The 17,997-nt window shown below is 48.4% G+C and carries 15 protein-coding genes; 7 read left to right on the top strand and 8 right to left on the bottom strand.

What is annotated here, in order from left to right; all coding sequences use genetic code 11:
- Positions 1-13: 13 nt before the first annotated feature.
- The 6 genes from ABY436_RS00675 to ABY436_RS00650 all read right to left on the bottom strand — a co-directional run bounded on the left by ABY436_RS00675 (position 14) and on the right by ABY436_RS00650 (position 7,117).
- Positions 14-2,878, bottom strand: a complete 2,865-nt coding sequence (locus ABY436_RS00675; RefSeq protein ID WP_372737100.1) for a molybdopterin-dependent oxidoreductase — start codon at positions 2,876-2,878, stop codon at positions 14-16.
- A 27-nt stretch (positions 2,879-2,905) separates the two neighbouring features.
- Positions 2,906-3,109, bottom strand: coding sequence for a twin-arginine translocation signal domain-containing protein (locus tag ABY436_RS00670; protein WP_090727738.1), 204 nt, complete (start codon positions 3,107-3,109; stop codon positions 2,906-2,908).
- A gap of 71 nt (positions 3,110-3,180) precedes the next feature.
- On the bottom strand, positions 3,181-3,810 hold the full coding sequence (locus tag ABY436_RS00665; protein WP_090727737.1) for a molecular chaperone: 630 nt from the start codon (positions 3,808-3,810) through the stop codon (positions 3,181-3,183).
- A gap of 19 nt (positions 3,811-3,829) precedes the next feature.
- Positions 3,830-5,509, bottom strand: a complete 1,680-nt coding sequence (locus ABY436_RS00660) for a 4Fe-4S binding protein (protein ID WP_372737099.1) — start codon at positions 5,507-5,509, stop codon at positions 3,830-3,832.
- A gap of 281 nt (positions 5,510-5,790) precedes the next feature.
- The gene (locus tag ABY436_RS00655; protein WP_372737098.1) at positions 5,791-6,678 is read right to left on the bottom strand and encodes a DUF3306 domain-containing protein; all 888 of its coding nucleotides are present in this window, start codon (positions 6,676-6,678) and stop codon (positions 5,791-5,793) included.
- Entirely contained in the window at positions 6,668-7,117 is a 450-nt protein-coding gene (locus ABY436_RS00650; protein WP_372737097.1) for a DUF3305 domain-containing protein, read from the bottom strand. The genes ABY436_RS00655 and ABY436_RS00650 overlap by 11 nt, the downstream gene beginning before the upstream one ends.
- A gap of 383 nt (positions 7,118-7,500) precedes the next feature.
- Between ABY436_RS00650 and ABY436_RS00645 the strand changes: the two genes are divergently transcribed.
- Both ABY436_RS00645 and ABY436_RS00640 read left to right on the top strand, forming a co-directional pair.
- Positions 7,501-8,376, top strand: a complete 876-nt coding sequence (locus ABY436_RS00645) for a formate dehydrogenase accessory sulfurtransferase FdhD (RefSeq protein ID WP_372737096.1) — start codon at positions 7,501-7,503, stop codon at positions 8,374-8,376.
- Positions 8,373-9,281 carry a substrate-binding domain-containing protein gene (locus ABY436_RS00640; RefSeq protein ID WP_372737095.1) on the top strand — a complete coding sequence of 303 codons (909 nt, stop codon included), beginning with the start codon at positions 8,373-8,375 and terminating at the stop codon, positions 9,279-9,281. The genes ABY436_RS00645 and ABY436_RS00640 overlap by 4 nt, the downstream gene beginning before the upstream one ends.
- 31 nt (positions 9,282-9,312) lie before the next feature.
- Here the strand turns inward: ABY436_RS00640 and ABY436_RS00635 are convergent, their stop codons facing one another.
- Together ABY436_RS00635 and ABY436_RS00630 are read right to left on the bottom strand one after the other, a co-directional pair.
- On the bottom strand, positions 9,313-11,505 hold the full coding sequence (locus tag ABY436_RS00635) for a cache domain-containing protein (protein ID WP_372737094.1): 2,193 nt from the start codon (positions 11,503-11,505) through the stop codon (positions 9,313-9,315).
- Positions 11,502-12,965, bottom strand: a complete 1,464-nt coding sequence (locus ABY436_RS00630) for a sigma-54-dependent transcriptional regulator (RefSeq protein WP_372737093.1) — start codon at positions 12,963-12,965, stop codon at positions 11,502-11,504. Before ABY436_RS00630 ends, ABY436_RS00635 begins: the two co-directional genes overlap by 4 nt.
- A 303-nt stretch (positions 12,966-13,268) precedes the next feature.
- Between ABY436_RS00630 and ABY436_RS00625 the strand changes: the two genes are divergently transcribed.
- The 5 genes from ABY436_RS00625 (at position 13,269) to ABY436_RS00605 (ending at position 17,990) form a co-directional block, all read left to right on the top strand.
- Positions 13,269-14,096, top strand: a complete 828-nt coding sequence (locus ABY436_RS00625) for a substrate-binding domain-containing protein (RefSeq protein ID WP_372737092.1) — start codon at positions 13,269-13,271, stop codon at positions 14,094-14,096.
- A 43-nt stretch (positions 14,097-14,139) separates the two neighbouring features.
- On the top strand, positions 14,140-14,841 hold the full coding sequence (locus ABY436_RS00620; RefSeq protein ID WP_198064199.1) for an ABC transporter permease: 702 nt from the start codon (positions 14,140-14,142) through the stop codon (positions 14,839-14,841).
- Between the two features lie 65 nt (positions 14,842-14,906).
- Entirely contained in the window at positions 14,907-15,635 is a 729-nt protein-coding gene (locus tag ABY436_RS00615) for an energy-coupling factor ABC transporter ATP-binding protein (protein WP_372737091.1), read from the top strand.
- Positions 15,622-16,719: a molybdenum cofactor guanylyltransferase MobA gene (mobA, locus tag ABY436_RS00610; protein WP_372737090.1), complete on the top strand. Its 1,098-nt coding sequence runs from the start codon at positions 15,622-15,624 to the stop codon at positions 16,717-16,719. Before ABY436_RS00615 ends, mobA begins: the two co-directional genes overlap by 14 nt.
- A complete protein-coding gene (locus ABY436_RS00605; RefSeq protein WP_372737089.1) occupies positions 16,716-17,990 on the top strand; it encodes a bifunctional molybdopterin-guanine dinucleotide biosynthesis adaptor protein MobB/molybdopterin molybdotransferase MoeA in 1,275 nt (424 codons plus the stop codon). Before mobA ends, ABY436_RS00605 begins: the two co-directional genes overlap by 4 nt.
- The last annotated feature ends 7 nt before the right edge of the window (positions 17,991-17,997 follow it).

Here is a 17,997-nt window from a genome sequence, read left to right as displayed (position 1 = left end):
AATCTGTTACCCCTTATGCGGTAGCTTTGTTGATACGACACAAGGTAACTTTCGTTTCCTGCATCTGAGTGACTGGGTCATAACCATATGTGGTGGCTGTATTTGCTGCTTCGCCAGTGACATAAGGTGCGGCGCCTTGAGGGTATTTATCGGTGAGATCTTTACCCTGGAAGCGGCCTCCGAAATGGAACGGCATAAATACAACGCCTGTATCAACACGGCGGGTAACCAATGCTTTAACGCGCACCTTACCGCCTTCGGCACCTTCCACCCACACATCGTCGCCATCCTTGAAGCCGATGTTGTTGGCATCTACCGGGTTTACTTCTACAAACATCTCTTGTTGAAGCTCTGCCAGCCAAGGATTAGAGCGGGTCTCTTCTCCGCCTCCTTCGTACTCAACTAAGCGGCCAGAAGTCAGGACAATCGGGTACTCTTTAGAGACATCTTTATCCTGAATTGATTTGTACAGGGTTGGTAAACGATAGATGGATTCAGCGTCATCCCATGTAGGATATTTGCTGACCAAGTCTCGGCGAGCGGTGTACAAGGGCTCACGATGCAGCGGTACTTTATCCGGGAAGGTCCAGACGACAGCACGGGCTTTGGCATTACCAAAAGGTGAGCAGCCATGTTTGATGGCGACACGCTGGATACCGCCTGAGAGGTCAGTTTTCCAGTTTTTACCTTCAGCCTGAGCTTTTTCATCAGCGGTTAGATCGTCCCACCAGCCGAGTTTTTTCAGTAACTTACCGCTGAATTCAGGGTAGCCATCTTTGATATCTGAATTTTTGGAGAAAGAATTCTCAGCCAGTAGGTTGACGCCTTCACGTTCCACACCAAAGCGGGCGCGGAAGGTTAAACCACCGTCAGCAACGGACTTGCTGGTATCGTATAAGATTGGCGTGCCAGGATGGCCTTGTTCCGCTGTTCCCCAACATGGCCAGGGCATGCCGTAGTATTCGCCTGATATCGGACCGCCTTCGCCTATTAACGTATCGTAGTTGAAGGTGTGCCAGTTTTTCTGGTGCAACTTCATACGCTCAGGACTTTGGCCGGTGTAACCAATCGTCCACATCCCTTTATTGAACTCGCGGGTAATATCTTCAATGACCGGCTGGTCGTTTTTGATTTCGATATTTTTGAAAAGCTGTTCAGCAAAACCGAGTTTTTTCGCAAATAGGTTCATGATCTCGTGATCAGGCTTTGAGTCAAAAAGTGGCTCAATGACTTGGTCACGCCATTGTAGCGAGCGGTTTGAAGCCGTGACAGAACCGTAAGTCTCAAACTGGGTACAGGCAGGCAACAGATAAACACCATCTTTGCGGTCGGACATAACGGCCGCATGGGTTGGATAGGGGTCAACTATGACCAGCGTATCGAGTTTTTCGATCGCTTTTTTCATCTCAACGCCACGCGTCTGGGAGTTAACAGCGTGACCCCAACAGACCATGACACGCAGATTGTCTTTCTGGTCGATATTCTCTTTATTTTCAAGTACACCATCAATCCAGCGAGACACCGGAATACCCTGGTCGTTGATGGGTTTTAGTTTGCGGTAGATGTTTTGATCAAAACGGTTTTGAATCCACTCCAGATCTACATTCCAGACCTTAGCCCAATGTGCCCAGGCGCCGTCGGATAAACCGTAGTAGCCAGGCAAGGTGTGTGACAATACCCCCAGGTCAGTCGCGCCTTGTACGTTGTCGTGACCTCGAAAGATGTTCGTTCCGCCGCCGGATTTTCCCATATTGCCCAGTGCCAGCATCAGGATGCAGTATGCACGAGTGTTGTTGTTACCGGTGGTGTGCTGGGTTCCACCCATACACCAGATAACCGTACCAGGACGGTTTTCAGCCAGTTCTTTAGCCGCGCGTCGCATCTGCTCGCCGGTTACGCCTGTTACATTCTCAACTTCGTCAGGTGTCCACTTACTGACTTCTTCGCGTACTTCATTCATGCCATAAACGCGTTGCTGGATGAACTGTTTGTCTTCCCAGCCGTTTTCAAAGATATGCCATAACATTCCCCAGACAAATGCGACATCAGAGCCCGGTCGAATGCGGATATACTCATTGGCGTGAGCAGCGGTACGGGTGAAGCGAGGATCAACGCAGATGATATGTGCTTTGTTACGCTCTTTTGCACGCAGAATATGCTGCATGGAAACCGGGTGCGCTTCAGCAGGGTTGGCGCCGATCAGGATAATAGACTTGGAGAAATGGATATCATTGAACGAGTTAGTCATTGCTCCATAGCCCCAGGTGTTTGCTACACCTGCTACTGTCGTAGAGTGACAAATTCGGGCCTGGTGGTCGACGTTATTGGTTCCCCAAAGCGAAGCATATTTACGGAAAAGGTAGGCTTGTTCATTGCTGAACTTAGCGGAACCTAACCAGTAAACAGAATCCGGGCCGGATTCTTCACGAACTTGCAGCATTTTATCGCCGACTTCGTCAATTGCCTGTTCCCAGGAGATCTTTTTCCATTGGCCATCAACCAGCTTCATTGGGTATTTTAAACGACGATCACCATGGCCGTGTTCACGCAGTGCAGCCCCTTTAGCGCAGTGAGCACCTAAATTGAAAGGATGATCAAAAGCAGGCTCCTGGCCAGTCCAGATACCGTTCTGGACTTCGGCGTAAACGCCGCAACCAACCGAGCAGTGTGAACAGATCGTACGTTTGATCTCAATCGCTGCACCTGTGGGTGCGGTGGCGGCCTCTGCTGGTTGCATCATGCCAGGTGCCATCATGCCTGCCGTTGCTACACCACCGGCAGCAATACCGGAATTTTGCAAGAAGCGCCGGCGGCTAAGGCCCAGTCCCGACGTCGAAGACGTAGCGGCGGACTGATCAGATTTTTTTGTTAGTCTCATGTTCTCAGATCCTCACCTGTACGGGTGTTAGTTACGTAATGTTTCGTAATAACTACGAACATGTTCAGTTTCCTGGTAACCAGCACTTTGTTTTTTTGCTTCTGGTTCTTCTGCTGTAACTTGCGCTTTAACGCTGCCGACAACGCTAGCAGCGCCAACTGCTGTTCCTGCCAGCCCCAGTGTTTTCAGAAACCCGCGGCGCCCTGTATCAGGCTTTTCTTGTTGGCTCATAATTTATCTCCGCTCTTTTAATCGTTCTTATAATCGTTCTGTAAGTCGCTTAGTTGTTAAGCAATCTGTTTTTATTCTTGTGCGCCTTCGCGTGCCGTTGGTGTCAGCTGCATAAACCAGTTATCTTCCTGTTGCATAAAAGCGTGTCCCAATAGGCCTGCCGCGGTGTAAAAAACGGCATTATCTGCACCTTGTAAGTCGATATAAAATCGATTCGCCCAGCTCTGTAAGTGCTGCTGCCAAAATTGATGTTGTGTGGCATAGCCGTGGCCCTTGGTAATTAACAGGCTCATCACTTCGCACAGTGCGGCGATGTGATCTTCGGGTTCTTTAACATTGGTTTGGCGCTCAAACCCGAGTCGGTTTAAATCCTCGCGTAACAGAACCAAGGGTTTTTCCATCAGGGAGCCTGTCAGATACCAACAGGCGAAAGGCATCAACTCACCCCGGCCGACCCCAATGAAGAGGTGGTGGTATTCATCATCTAATTGTCGTGGCTTGCTGTGTTTGGCGGCCAGTGCCAGCGTGCTCCAGGCTCTTGCCATGGGCGTATCCTCGTCCTGATCGGGTTCGAGGCTGGCCAGCCACTCTAATAGATCTTTTTCCGGTGTGCGGCGTAGTAATGTCGCCAGTAATGCGTAGATATCGGCTCTTAACTGGTCGGTTTCCTGCAGAGCAGGAGTCGTGTTGATCATGTTCATTGTGTATGACTCCTCGTTCTTACAGTTCAAGTTGTTTTTCAGGATTCTGAGTCAGGTCGACAAAAATATCTTTCACCCGGCAGTCTTCGCACATTTTTAAACGATTAAGCGCCTCTCCCTGAAACATGCGGTGCTCGCTGAGCTTGTCGAGCATTTTCTCGACAGTGCGGCGCGGTGCAAAAGGCTTGCTGCAGGTGATGCATTCGAAGGCCACGTCTGCATGAATCTCGATGGGTTGTTTACGCGTGTCTGATAGCAGTAGGCGCGATTCGAGTTGAATGGCGTTTTCCGGGCAGGCTCGTTCGCACAGGTTGCACTGCACGCAGTTCTGCTCGGTAAAATTAAGCGCCGGCTTTTCTCCTCCACTGGTCAGGGCTTGCGTCGGGCAAACCGCCACACAGGACAAGCATAATGTGCAGCTTGAGGCATTGATGCTCACTTGACCAAAAGGAGAGCCCGCCGGCAGGGTGAGGTGTTCAGGTAAGGATTGTGGTGCATGTTTAATGAGATGGTCTAATGCAACAAACAGCACGTCACGTTTATTTTCTGCTACTGACGTTACAGGATCAGGGATGACTGTAAAGAGGCTGTTTAGCTGCGCCGGTAAGGCTGCCGCTAATTCCTCAGCTCCAATGAATTGCAGTTGGGATTCGTTATAGCCCAATCCGCTCAGCATTCTTTGCGTGAGTTTAACTTCGCGTTTGAGCAATGTACGCATGGATTCAGGGACAGCCGGTGTATCCAATAGCAGTATTTGAGTAGCACCTGCTGCCAGCGCTGCCAGCCATATTTCCTGTCCAGCGGCGGAAATCTCTTCCAGCTCAATGGGAATCAGGTTGCCTGGCATTTGGGGTAACAGTTGAGTAAGCAGCTGTTGCCCTTGTTCGTGGTCATGAAATAACAGAGCAGGTTGAGTACCATCGGCTTCTTTATAGGCATGCAGTAGTTTCTGCATGTAGTCCAGAAGACGAACTGGCTTAGGTAGCGTGTAGCTGATGGCACCGGTTGGGCAGGCCGTAGTACAGCCGCCTGCACCATGACAAAGGTACGGGTCGATATTGATCAGATCTTTAATTGAGCTAATGGCATCGGCAGGGCATACATCCAGACATCGGGTGCAGCCGGTCTGGCCACGGTTGGAATGCGCGCAGATATCGTTATTTACCTGCAAGTATCGCGGTTTTTCAAATTCACCGATGTAGTCGGGAAGCTGGCTTATGACATCACTAAAATTGTCGGCGTCAGGTGCCAGGTGGAAATAACCGGCAGGTGCCAGTTCTGTGCTAAACAGTGAGTTTTCACCCAGGTTCAGAATTAAATCAAATGAGGCGCGCTTCTGAGTGAGTTTTGCCAACTCGATCGATTGCTCTTCGTGTTGAACGGTGACTTGAAACTGCCCTAAAAAGCCCTTGATAGCCTCTATTTTTGTCTGATAAACCGGAAGTTCAGCTGCCGCTTGCAGTGCTTGTTCAATATGAGCGCTGTCGGTATTACGAATAGCTTCGGTGCAAAGTAGGGTGATGCTGGCCATTTCTTTGAGCTGCCCGGCAGCCAGACGAATCATATCTTCAGAGCCGGTAATCAGCAGATGCCCCTGGGTGCTAAAGCTCACCGTGGCAGGTGCCAAATTGTGCGGCGGCGTGATCTTAGCTTGTGCCGCTTGTCGTGCCAGATTGTTCAGGGATTGCTCGTTTGTCATTTAATACCTCACCTGACCACTCACAACATGTGCAACCTTTAGTGATTACGGACAGTCTGTCTTTGGTATCGACAGCTGTTTATTATTCATGTTGTTAGCGGTACAACCTGTTCTCACCCGGACAGGTTGTTGTCACTGTTATATATAAAGCAAAAGCGAAACCAGAAAAATCTGAAAAAAGCGACTTGAAGTGGGTATAGATCAGGGCGCTTTGTTTCGAATTGCTTAAGAGCGGGACATATTGTCTGCCTGTCCCATGGCCTGTGTATCAATTCGGCGCGCTAGCCTTGTAAGTCAGCGTCACCCAGGTCGTCATCGATCTCAGTAAAGTCTTGGTTTTTGATCTCAGCGAGTCGGTTTGCTTTTTGATTATTGTCCGGTTTGCCGGCGTTTTCCTGGCTGGTATCTGTTTGTGTATCACTCTGTAGCTGTTCAGTTGCATCGGATGCGTCAGTTGAATCTATGGAGGGTTTTTGTGTTAGCTCTTCGTTTAGTTCTTCGTTTAGTTCTGATGTCAGTTGTTCTTGCTTTTCATGCAGCCAGCCACGCATTTTGGCGGCTACTTCTTGGGCCAACACAGGGATTTTGCTCAAATCATCGTCATAGTCATTGAGTCCATCCCTGACATTGAATTGCGGCATATTAAACAGTTTGCGCAAGGCTAAGTTGCGAAGTTCATCGCTGACGCCGGAAGATAAAAACTGACTGAAGTCTGATTTTTCGCCCAGACTCTCGATGGGAGGCATATCTTCATCGGTGAGTAGGGGGGCTAACTCTTGTTCGTGTGCTTGGTTGTGTTGGTGGCTCTGGTCGTTGTCCTTGATGTCCTCGTTGATGCTGTGAGGCTCACAAGGTTGCTCGTCGGACAGTACCTCCGGGAAAGCTGTCGAGGGCTCAGCGAGATTCGAAGAAAATGCCCCGGAAGCAGTTGTGTCAGAGGTAGATGGGTCATAGGCAGATAGGTTAGAAACAGACAGGTCAGAGGTAGATGGGTCATAGGCAGATAGGTTAGAAACAGACAGGTCAGAGGGAGATGGATCAGAAGTGATGTTGTCTGCTGTTGATACGCGGCTATCCGTTTTGCTGGTTGAATCTTCGGGTGTTTGTGCCTCAGCGGCCCGCTCAGATTTCAGACGAGACCAGCGAGAAATAAATGATTTATCGCTCACTGCTGCGCCCCTTACCTTTTTTCTTCTTTTTCTTACCTTCGTCTATCAGTTCTCCGTGAATTCCAAGGTAGCTATCTATCCAGCACTGCACAGCAGCAGGCATCGGTGTTTCCAGTATTGTGTGTTCTCCATCCATAAAAGAGGCGGCTTTGTCCTGGCTGGCAGTAATATGTATTGCTGTTAATGTGTTGTTGGTTTCGTCTTCGTTACACAGTACGAAAAGATGCGGGAAGGCCGAGTTTAAATTGAAGCGATAGGCGCTGCGTTCATCTTTGTGAAGCTCCAGTTCAACATTGACATACCCTTCGCGCTTGGCTTCGTCAGGCATTAATTCCTTAATGCTCCAGCGCTCGGTTTCCCAGCCGCGCGTCAGTATTGATTCATGCTGTAGCGCAACTTGCATGGGCCAACGATCAGTGCTTTTGACAGCTGTCATCATTCGATTCCCGTTCTCAGTGAAAATAAACCTATCTAAAGCCTTAGCAAAGGGCGGGCCATTACTGTCTTTAGAAAGCCATAGAACTGAATGGGTGTTGTTTTAAAAGGCATCAGGGAGATATTGGGGGGCGTCAGGGGAATGGTTTTGAAGCCGCGTCCTATTTAGCCTGGGTAATATTGGCAAAAAAGGGACAGTCAGAACAGCATGTGGGACATTTTGGCCTATTGTATTAGTGCGAAGTCATCCAATCCCGTCTGATTTGATCCGGATATTCTGGTACTTGTGGTAAATCTGCTGGCTTTTGTTAGGAAGGAACAGAAATTGCTTGGTCAGTATCAGTGAATAAAAAATTAGCGAGCATTCTCATGACAAGTTCCTCTATATTGAATATTAAGAGTCCCCATCAAGAGAAAAATACGGCGTTGGTACTGAGTAAAGCGGCGACTCATTTAACGGAATCAGTGCAAGCGTTTGATGAAAAGGGAGAGCTTCGTGATATTGAGGTAGCGTGTGAACGCCCGCTGACGATTTATCTTAATAAGCGTGAAATAGTCACCCTGATGACATTGGGCGGAGACCCTGAAGCATTAGTGCTCGGCTATTTACGTAATCAGGGGTTTATTCTTGCGCTGGAAGAAGTGCTCGCTGTCCAGGTGGACTGGGATGTTGAGGCGGCGGTGGTCGTCACAGAGGGGGAACCGCCGGGGCTGGAGGAGAAGTTACAGCAGCGTACGGTAACCAGCGGCTGTGGGCAGGGCACTATGTTTGGCAGTTTGATGGATAAATTGGCGGAAGTGTCTTTGCCCAAAGCAAACATTAAACAAAGCACTGTTTATGCGTTGCTAAATAACCTTAATTTGCACAATGAAACCTACAAAAATGCGGGTGCTGTGCATGGTTGTGCTATTTGTGAAGGTGACGAGGTGGTTGCCTTTGTCGAAGATGTTGGACGGCACAACGCTGTAGATACGTTGGCAGGAAGGATGTGGCTGGATGGCATCAGTGAAGAGAATAAAATTTTCTACACTACGGGGCGTTTAACATCTGAGATGGTGATTAAAGTAGCTCAGATGGGAATTCCGGTGTTGTTATCCCGTTCGGGTGTAACACAGATGGGATTAGCATTGGCCATAGAGCTGGGTATCACCATGTTAGCCCGTGCTAAAGGAAAGCACTTTTTATTATTTAGTGGTAAAGATTCGCTGATACTGGATGCGCTGCCGTCACGTAAAACTGACGTTGCGGATGTTGTCTCGTGAGTGAATTGCCTCCTGCCTTTTTAAACGTGCGTCAGCTGACAGAATATCTCCATCTGAATGAGAAAAAAATCTATGTGATGGCGGCAGAAGGTAAAATCCCTGCAACTAAACTGACCGGCAAATGGTTGTTTCCAAAAGTACTGGTGGATCGTTGGTTGTTGGATAGTTGCCACGGTGGTTTACTGACAGACCGTCTTATATTGGCCGGCAGTGATGACCCGCTACTGCAAGCGGTGGCTATTCGCCTTACTCAGCAGCTCAGGGCGCAGGCGTTATTTAGTTATACTGTATCAGGAACAACCATGGGGCTGGAGCTGTTAGCACAAGGTCATGCGGATGCATGTGTCATCCATTGGGGAAGAGCTGAAGAAAGTGAAGTGCGTCATCCTGCATTAATACAGCAATACAACCCGTCCAAAAACTGGATTCTTGTGCATCTTTTTTGCCGTAGTCAGGGTTTGATTGTGCGTGCGCAGGATCAGTCACGTTTTGAAGATCCTGACGTAGCGATGCATCAGAGTACTCGCTGGGTCATTCGTCAGCAGGGAGCCGGTTCGCAGCGTTTCCTTAAAGAATGGCTCATGTCGTATTCCTGTCCCTTTGAGCGTTTGACAGTAAGTCATACGGCTTACTCTGAACGAGAGATGGTCTCCATGATCGCGACAGGTGAGGCTGATATCGGTCCGGGTACGCTCAGTGCTGCAAAAGAGTTTGGTTTAGGGTTTATTCCGGTATGCGAGGAAAGCTTTGATCTGGTGGTACCCAGAGGCGTTTATTTTCGGCGTTTGTTGCAGCAGTTGTTTGAGTTTCTGCGGGGCCCTGAAGGAATGATGCTGGCAAATCGACTGCAAGGGTATAACCTCAATCGTAGCGGGCGATTATTGTGGAATGCAGATGGCGAATAACAAATGACTAGAGGTGATAGCGCCTGAGTGTTTAGCTGGGCTGAGCGGCATTGGCTTGTGAGTGGGGTATGCTGCGACGATTGATACGCTGAGCCGAGGTTAAGCCGTCGAGTATTGCTTCTAACTCACTGTCTTCAGATAGGTTAGCTTGTCGGAGCAGGTACACTGAAAACACAGTACCTTCGCCTGGGATGGAGGATACTCTGATGTCTCCACCATGGCGACGAATAATGCCGTAACTGACCGAGAGTCCGAGGCCGGTACCCCCCTTTTTGGTTGTAAAGAACGGATCAAAAATATGCTGTAAGTCTTCCTTTTTTATACCCTGTCCTTTGTCTTTTATCTGTATGACGATACCTTTTACATCACCTTTTAATCCGCCTTTTGATTCATCGTGTTTATTCTCTTTATCAATCCAGTCCGTTGTGTGTATCTGGATTTTTCCGGGCTCAGTCAGCGCATGAGAAGCGTTAATGATCAGGTTAACTAACACTTGTTGTACCTGCTGATAATTGACTTGTACCGGGCAGTTGGCAGTGTAATATTTCTCTATACTTACCTGCTGTTTGTCGAGTGCGTGAGAAACTAAAAGCAGAGTGTCATCTATAACCTGATTAATCGGGTAGCTTTCATAGTTGTCGACGTAATGATCAGGGCGGCTGTATTGTAATAAGTTATTGATCAGTGAACGGATGCGGTATACCTGCCGGATCACCATGTCGACTTCTTCTTGAGCGGGTTCAACCGCATCACCCAGTTCGGCCACCAGCAAATCGATATTGCCGAGTATGACAGCAACGGGGTTATTTATTTCATGTGCAATACCTGCTGTTAGTTCGCCTAAGACAGCCAGCTTTTCATTGGCTAAAAGCTTTTTACGGGTGGTTTTGAGTAAGCGAATATGTTGTTTTAGTGCTTCGGTTCTGTTGCGCAGTGAGCGGGTGCGTTTTTCTACAGTGACTTCCAACTGGTCGTGGGCTTGTAAAATTACTTGTTCACGGTTTTCCAGCAGATCCAGCATGGCATCAAATTGCTGCGCAAGATCAACCAGTTCATCAGAGGTATTTAACTTACCGATGCGCTGATGAATCGAGCCATCATCGCGTACCGCGGTGACGACCGAGTGAATGCGCGCTAAAGGCCGCAGTAATAAGCGCGTATGGCGTAGTATGATAAACCCAGAGACCAGCATAATCAGGCCAATCAGACTGCCTGATTCGAACAGCGTTTTATAATAAATGGTATTGAACGGCGCTTCATTAAAACCGGTATAGATCATACCAATACGTTGATTATTCAAGTCAAGCAGTGGTTTGTAAGCCGAGATATACCAGTCATTGACCACAAATGCCCGATCGATCCAAGTGAGTCCTTGCGTCATCACATGCTGATGGACTTCAGCAGATACACGGGTACCAATAGCGCGCTCCTGCAAAGAGATCTGCTTGTTATCGCTGATGCCCGGGTTCTGGGGGACGTTGGTACTGATGCGCACATCATCCAGAAATAAGGTGACCGTACCGATTCCGCCTTCGGGAAGCGTACCCGGCCCATAGACCAAATCCCGAATGGTATCGACTGCCTCAGTGGTGTTGTTAAGGATTCTGCCGGCATCCAGAATCCCGATCAGTTTACCTAACTCATCGTTAACCGGTAATAAGGTTCTGATCAGCATCGCGCTTTCTTCAATCAGGCGATTACTCGGGATGGCTTTGGGCGTTTTCGTGAGTGTTATTTGCGCCTGCTGTACGAGGTCTGCATTGATGAGGTCGAGCATTTTCTTATCGAGTACGGTCAGGCCTGTTAAAGACTCTCCCTGGTATAGGCGAGGCAGTAACGGGGCTAGTGCAGGATCTTTGATATCAGCAATCAGCATTGTAGGTAGAAAACGAAAAAAATCCAGTTGCCGCCCTTGGCGTGTTTGCATGAGCTGCACCTGAATGTCGCGTTGGTTACCAAGCTGTAGGTTGGTACGAAACTCAAAGCTACTTGCCAACTGGGTGAGTGTGTTGAGCTGCGCTTGTTGCATGATGTCCAGCGTCCCCTGAGCCACTGACAAATCAGCACGAACTTTCATATACAGCTGCCGGTCAGTGTAGCTACTGGTCCAATAGGCTGAGAGCATCGCAAAACCTATGGCAGTGAGGACCAGTGGACCTAAGGTCAACAACAAAAGCTTGTTGCGCAGTGAACTATTAATTTTATGCCACAAGGCAGTGATCATGTGACTGGCTCAGCTTCAACTTCAACTTCAACTTCAGCTTTAACTTCAACTTTAACTTCAACTTCGACTTCGACTTCAGCATGAGCAAGCGAGTGCTCTGCTGCTGCCCAACTGGTCAGCTTCCGATCCAGTGTTTTTCTTGAAACGCCAAGGGTCCGGGCAGCAGAAGACTTATTGCCGTCATGTTGCGCGAGTGTTTGCAGGATATGATGTTTTTCGACGGCTTCCATCGACCAGCCAGCAAAGTTACCTATAGATTTAGCGTCGTCTGCGTTTTGCTCGCGGAAATATTCAGCGGGTAGTTTTCCTAATAAAATGCAACGCTCAATCAGGTTTTTCAGCTCTCGGATATTGCCAGGCCAATGATAATGTTGCATCTCTCTGAGGTCGTCATGACTGAAAGGAATGGCTGCCAATCCGAGTTCTCGTGACAGCGTATTAGAAAAATGATGAATCAGCTCGGGAATATCTTCGCGACGATCTCTCAGCGGAGGTAAGGTGATACTTAGTACGTTGAGACGATAATAAAGGTCTTCACGGAAGCGTCCCGCTGCGACCTCTTCCTTTAAATGACGATTAGTTGCCGCAATAATACGCACATCAATACTGATCTCCTGCTCACTGCCAACGGGGCGCACCGCTTTTTGTTCTAAGGCACGTAGTAGTTTAGCCTGCATCAAAACCGGCATTTCACCCACTTCATCGAGAAACAGCGTGCCGCCGTTGGCAAAACTGAATAAGCCATCACGTGCTTTTACCGCTCCGGTGAACGAGCCCTTCGTGTGTCCGAACAGTTCTGCTTCTAATAAATCAGGTGAGATTGCGCCGCAGTTAATAGGAACAAAAGCGCCACTGCGATTACTGAACTGGTGCAGCATACGCGCAGCGAGTTCTTTGCCGGTACCCGATTCACCTTCGATCATGACGGCAGAAGGTGTCGGAGCGACACGATGAATGACTTCCTGTACCTGGCGGATTGATAGGCTGTTTCCCATCATATCGGTAATCGGAAATGCTTTTTCGATCTCTCGTTGTAAGACGAAGTTGGCTCTGGCCATCGCGCGGCGTTGAAGGCAGCGTTCAACCGCATTCATCATCTGCTCCAGCCGAAAAGGCTTGAGGATAAAGTCGCTGGCACCAGCCCGTAACGCTTTGATGACAATTTCAAGGTCAGCAAAGGCCGTCATGAAAATAATGTCGCTATTGTGTTGTGCTTGCTGCAGCGCTTCGTGCCATTCCATACCGGAGCGGCCGGGTAAATTGATATCGACAATAAGGAGGTCAAAATGGCAGCGTTTGCGTAACTCTTCTGCTTCTTCGACACTTCCGGCCGTCTCTACTAACGCAAATTTCTTCTTGAGTGCTTTATTCAGAAAACTGCACATCCCTGGCTCGTCATCAACGACTAAGACTGAAACGGCTTTAGGCTTTGCGCTGGATTTATCTGAATCCGGATTCATTTAAGTCTCTCTGCGTGACCCTTACGGGTAAGCGGTTGATCAAACGCCTATGCATAAGGGTCAAATTGACCCGATAGACCTTAAGGTTGGTCATTATGACCCATGTGTATTTGTTTTGTAGCTAGAACTATTGTCTTGGTCAGTGTTTACAGAGAGCAGGAGTCAAGATCTCTTTTTATTAAAAAATAATAAAATCAACAAGTTGAAGTGATTGTTTACACCGGATTTTAACTACTATGAGGTTGGCACTTTAATTGCTTTTGAGGCTATAGCGACACTAATATTATTTATGGGCACAAAACGATGAAAAAATGGATCTCATGTTTGTCTTCAATTACTTTGCTATTTTGTCTGTCACTAACGGTTAGTGCTGCAGAAAATATTATTCGACTGGCAACCACTACCAGCACTTATAACTCCGGTTTGCTTGATGAATTACTGCCAGTATTCGAGCAAAAATATGGCGCTAAAATTCATGTTCTCTCTGTCGGCACAGGCAAAGCGTTGCGTATGGGTCGCGATGGTGATGTGGATTTACTGATGACGCACGCTCCGGCAGCAGAAAGAACGTTTATTGAACAGGGGCACGGTATCGAGGCACAAAGCGTTATGTATAACGACTTTGTTGTGGTCGGCCCAAGCAATGACCCTGCTGGTATACAAGGCGGCTCTGATGCTGTCAGTGCATTGCGTGCCATTGCTGAAAGCCAGTCTGTGTTTATTTCCCGCGGTGATGATTCGGGTACTCACAAAAAAGAATTAGCGTTATGGGAGTCAGCGGGTGTTGCGGCGGGATTTGACGGTTATAAAGAGATTGGCCAGGGAATGGGTAAAGTGCTCCAGGTCGCTGATGAACTTCAGGGGTATACCTTGACTGACCGTGGTACCTGGTTGGCTTATCAGCATCGTCTGCAACTCAAAATGATGGTTGCGGGTGAGGAACGCTTATTTAATCCTTATCAGGTGATTCTGGTGAATCCTGCGCGCTATGAAGGTCTTAATACCGAAGGTGCCCGGGCATTGGCGCAGTGGCTGGTTTCAGCAGAAGGGCAAACATTGATCAATAATTTTCGTATCAATGGCGAAGTGCTGTTTCATGGATCGGCTCAACAAGTGGTAACGAATCAATAACCATGCAGAGTACATCAGTTGTAACTAGTCGTATGGACTACTGATGGACATGAGTCTGTTGAGTACCTGTAAAGAAGCTCTGGCGTTGTTATTCAACCTGGATGCTGAGTTATGGAGCATTATTGGTGTTTCTTTCAGGGTATCTATTATGGCCATTTTATTATCGGCGATACCGGCCATACTTGTTGGTTTTTTGTTAGCGATAATCGATTTTCCGGGGCGCTGGGTGCTGATCGCGGTGTTTAATGCGCTAATGTCAGTGCCGACCGTTGTTATAGGGCTAACGCTGTATTTGCTGTTATCACGTAACGGGCCTTTTGGTGAGTTGCACCTGTTATTCAGTCAGCCGGCGATGGTGATCGGGCAAATCCTTCTGTGCTTTCCTATCCTGGTTTGTATGAGCCATGCCGCCTTTCAGGGTATTGACCGGCGCGCATGGGAAACGGCACGCACACTTGGCGCGCATTGCGGCAGGGCCGCGATTACCTTGGCGTGTGAAGCGCGATTCGCTTTATTGGCCGCTATGCTGGCTGGCTTTAGCCGGATTATATCTGAAGTGGGTTGTTCAATGATGGTGGGCGGAAATATTCTCGGTTATAGCCGTAATATTCCGACAGCCATCGCACTGGAAACCAGTAAAGGGGAGTTCGCTCAGGGCATTGCATTAGGCTTGGTGTTGCTGCTTTTAGCGCTGGTATTGAACTTTGCGTTGGCCTCAGTGCGTGGTAAAGGGCAGCTGGTCTGAACAACTAGGTTTGAAGGTGTCGGTCTGAAGAGAGAAGTCATCAATTACTTTATGAGGGAACTCGCGTGGGCCTTGAATTAAACATAGATAATCTTGTGAAGCGCTTCGCAACTCGTGAGTTGTTCACTATTGAGAAGCTGCGGATCACGGAAGGTGAAAGCTTGCACTTAAAGGGTGAAAATGGTGCGGGTAAAACCACCTTGATGAAAATTATGGCGGGGCTGGAAAAGCCCTGCAGCGGTAAGGTAATGGTAACGCCAAAACAGCGTCGTTGGTGGTCAAACCGGATTCATCCAGATGTGATTTATTTACACCAGACCCCGTATGTTTTTATGAGCACAGTTATTGATAACCTTGCTTATGGCCTGAAGCTTCGCGGGGGGAGCCGGCAAGAGGTTAAAACCAAAGTGCAGCAGGCTTTGGTATGGGCTCGGTTAGGGCATCTTGCAGAGCATCCCGCTTGTTCGCTTTCCGGTGGTGAAAGACAACGGCTGGCGCTAGCGCGTGCATGGATCTTAGCGCCGCGTATACTCTTACTCGACGAGCCTACCGCTAATCTGGATCGTCATTCAGTCAGCACGGTAGCAGAACTGGTCAGGCAGCTGTTGGAGCAGGGAACCACCGTTATGGTTTCAAGTCATCAGAGTAATCGGGTGACAGAACTCTGTACGCGTCACCTCCTATTGGAAAGTGGTGCTCTTCACGAAAGCTCTTCTCTCGAAAGTGTGGTTCATGAAGTTGTTACCAATGAAGTTGATACCCAGATGGAGCTGCAACGCTATGTCCAGCACTGAGCAGATAACCGCGGTGGTGCTGGCCGGAGGTAAGGCCAGCCGAATGGGAGGTGTCGATAAAGGGTGGATGGATCTAAACGGAAAACCATTGATTCATCATGTATTGGATAGAATATTGCCACAGGTTTCTCGTTGCCTGATCAATGCAAATCGTAGCTTGGATGCATACGGCACATTGAGTTTGCCGGTCATAACAGACCTTGAAGCTGGTTTTGAAGGTCCTCTGATGGGGATTGCTACCGGTTTGCATCATGCGACTACTGATTGGGTATTATTTGTTCCTTGTGACGGGCCTTTCTTACCAGAAACGTTGGCCACACGAATGCTGGACAGAGCCATGCAGCAGGGTGCAGACATAGCCGTGGCTCATGATGGCAAGCGTCTTCAGCCGGTGGTGGCTTTAATAAAAAGAAACTTGCTGGAAAGCGTACAGGCTATATTGGCAGAAGGTGAGCGCAAGATAGATCGTTGGTATGCGCAGCAACGTATGGTTGATGTTGATTTTTCAGATTACCCGGATGCTTTTGTTAATGTAAACCGTAAAAGCGATATTGACGAATTACAGCAGATGCCCAAATTACTAGGACTGGCTGCCTGGAGTGGTACCGGTAAAACGACCTTGCTCAAACAGTTATTACCTGTGCTTAAAGCACAGGGGATCAGGGTGGGTGTAATAAAACATGCTCATCATCAGTTTGATGTAGATCACCCAGGTAAGGATAGTTACGAGCTTCGTCATGCCGGGGCTGATCAGATGCTGATCTGTTCTTCTAAACGCTGGGCGCTAATGGTTGAAGAACATCAGGAGGGTAGGCCATCGCTGTCAAAAATGCTGCACCAGTTAGATCATTCCAAATTGGATCTGGTGTTAGTCGAAGGTTTCAAAAAAGTCAGTTTTCCGAAGATTGAGCTTTATCGTCAAGAGGTTAATAAACCGCAACTTCATGTGAACGATGAAAATATTATCGCGGTTGCCTGCGATGAGGTTATTTCATTGGACAGTGATATTCCGTTATTAGATCTGAATAATATTCAGCAAATTGCCGCGTTTATTCAGCACTATTTAAAAGGAGAGAGATCATGAGCGACGCCATTAATTGCTTTGATCCGGTAGCGAATCCTGGCGGGATGTTAACGGTTGCAGAGAGTGTTGCACGTATTCTGTCTCAAATAGCCACGCCGGAACAGGTTGAAACGATACCCCTTTCGCAGGCCATCAATCGGGTTCTGGCTGAAGATCAGGTGTCTGTTTTTGATGTTCCACAACAGACTAATTCAGCGATGGATGGCTATGCTATTGGCGCGGCAGAACTTTCCTCTGAAAAAAACGCCTCTCAGAAGCAGCACAGGTTCACAGTTGTTGGTCAGGTATTAGCAGGCGGAGCCTACGCCGGCACTTTGGCTGCAGGTGAAGCCGTTGAGATCATGACCGGTGCTGCTTTGCCTGTCGGCGCAGACTCGATCGTTATTCGTGAAGCGGTGACACGAGAGAGCGGGCAAATATTCTTCTCCGGTAGCGTGGAAACAGGGCAGCATGTACGCCTCAAAGGTGAAGATATTAAATCGGGTTCGGTAGCCTTGTCTGCCGGGAGTTTAATTCGACCTCAAGAACAAGGTCTGCTGGCCTCGTTAGGCATGCAGAACGTCGCCGTATTTAAGCCTTTGCGTGTTGCCATTTTTTCGACAGGTGACGAAGTGGTCGCCCAAGGGCAAGCCTTACCGGAAAATTGCATTTATGATACTAACCGTTTTACGCTTACAGGCTTATTGCAGCGAATGGGATGTTCTGTTGTCGATTTGGGCATAATTGAAGACTCGCAAGTCACTATGCAACGCGTATTAAGTGAAGCATCTCAGCAAGCTGATATGGTAATCTCATCGGGTGGAGTGTCGATGGGCCAGGCAGATTATATCAAACAAGCACTGGAAGCTGTCGGTGATATAGGTTTTTGGCGGGTTGCAATGCGACCAGGTCGGCCATTGGCTTTTGGTAAGGTGGGCCAGGCCCCGTTTTTTGGTTTGCCAGGAAATCCTGTTGCCGTGATGGTAACTTTTTTGCAATTTGTGCAGCCAGCCCTTAGAAAAATGATGGGGCAGAAGGGATGGCAGCCCATTAAAATGATGGCTGTAGCAGAAGAAAAGATTAAATCACGTGCAGGGCGTATCGATTACAGTCGGGGCGTCTATCGTATTAATGATCAGGGTGAGTTGGTGGTGCAAACCACCGGTGCACAAGGGTCTGGAATTTTAACCTCGATGGTGCAGGCCAATTGTCTGATCGAGATCGGGGAGCAATATAGCCAGGTTGAAGCGGGTGATCGAGTCTTGATTCAGCCTTTCAGCGATCTGCTGTGAAGTGACC

Origin of the sequence: Neptunomonas sp. (genome assembly GCF_041601355.1) — a bacterium.
Taxonomy (GTDB): Bacteria; Pseudomonadota; Gammaproteobacteria; order Pseudomonadales; family Balneatricaceae; genus Neptunomonas.
This window is presented reverse-complemented; position numbering and strand designations above follow the sequence as displayed.

What these genes read in the sequence shown, in the direction of transcription:
- mobA (WP_372737090.1), top strand. Translation starts at nt 15,622, where the DNA reads ATGTCCAGCACTGAGCAGATAACCGCGGTGGTGCTGGCCGGAGGTAAG.
- ABY436_RS00625 (WP_372737092.1), top strand. Translation starts at nt 13,269, where the DNA reads ATGAAAAAATGGATCTCATGTTTGTCTTCAATTACTTTGCTATTTTGT.
- ABY436_RS00620 (WP_198064199.1), top strand. Translation starts at nt 14,140, where the DNA reads ATGGACATGAGTCTGTTGAGTACCTGTAAAGAAGCTCTGGCGTTGTTA.
- ABY436_RS00605 (WP_372737089.1), top strand. Translation starts at nt 16,716, where the DNA reads ATGAGCGACGCCATTAATTGCTTTGATCCGGTAGCGAATCCTGGCGGG.
- ABY436_RS00650 (WP_372737097.1), bottom strand. Translation starts at nt 7,117, where the DNA reads ATGATGACAGCTGTCAAAAGCACTGATCGTTGGCCCATGCAAGTTGCG.
- ABY436_RS00660 (WP_372737099.1), bottom strand. Translation starts at nt 5,509, where the DNA reads ATGACAAACGAGCAATCCCTGAACAATCTGGCACGACAAGCGGCACAA.
- ABY436_RS00630 (WP_372737093.1), bottom strand. Translation starts at nt 12,965, where the DNA reads ATGAATCCGGATTCAGATAAATCCAGCGCAAAGCCTAAAGCCGTTTCA.
- ABY436_RS00635 (WP_372737094.1), bottom strand. Translation starts at nt 11,505, where the DNA reads ATGATCACTGCCTTGTGGCATAAAATTAATAGTTCACTGCGCAACAAG.
- ABY436_RS00670 (WP_090727738.1), bottom strand. Translation starts at nt 3,109, where the DNA reads ATGAGCCAACAAGAAAAGCCTGATACAGGGCGCCGCGGGTTTCTGAAA.
- ABY436_RS00665 (WP_090727737.1), bottom strand. Translation starts at nt 3,810, where the DNA reads ATGAACATGATCAACACGACTCCTGCTCTGCAGGAAACCGACCAGTTA.
- ABY436_RS00675 (WP_372737100.1), bottom strand. Translation starts at nt 2,878, where the DNA reads ATGAGACTAACAAAAAAATCTGATCAGTCCGCCGCTACGTCTTCGACG.